This is a genomic window from Desertibacillus haloalkaliphilus, from assembly GCF_019039105.1.
GTDB lineage: Bacteria > Bacillota > Bacilli > Bacillales > KJ1-10-99 > Desertibacillus > Desertibacillus haloalkaliphilus.
This window is the reverse complement of the sequence record NZ_JAHPIV010000641.1, coordinates 1-321: the sequence shown is the minus strand read 5'-3', so window position 1 is coordinate 321 and position 321 is coordinate 1. Positions and strand designations below refer to the sequence as shown.

The following is a 321-nucleotide window of genomic DNA, read 5'->3' as shown; positions in this document are numbered from 1 at the left end:
TGATTGGTGAGTCAGCTGATACAATAATCACCGCAGCCTGGCTCATTGGGATGTAATTCACGACAAAACGTTGGGCTTCCGCATCGGTCGAAGCCGTGTTATTGGTTGAGTCAAACTTACCACCAGCGGCTGACATCGCTTCTGCCAGCGTTGAATAATAAGTTGTGTGTGTGGCATCTGGGCCATACCCAACTTGGTAGGTATACCCAGATACGGCCAAATTAGAATCCGTTGTTGAAAAAGTCATCGAACCGTCAGTTACGCCCGTGACACTCTCAATCATTGACCCTGTGTTAATCGGTGAATTTTGCTGTACACGAA

The 321-nt window shown here is 47.4% G+C and carries 1 protein-coding gene; it reads right to left on the bottom strand.

All coding sequences use genetic code 11. From position 1 onward, the window contains the following. Positions 1 to 321, bottom strand: a 321-nt coding sequence (locus tag KH400_RS23665) for a hypothetical protein (protein ID WP_217228785.1), incomplete at both ends; no start/stop codon positions are given.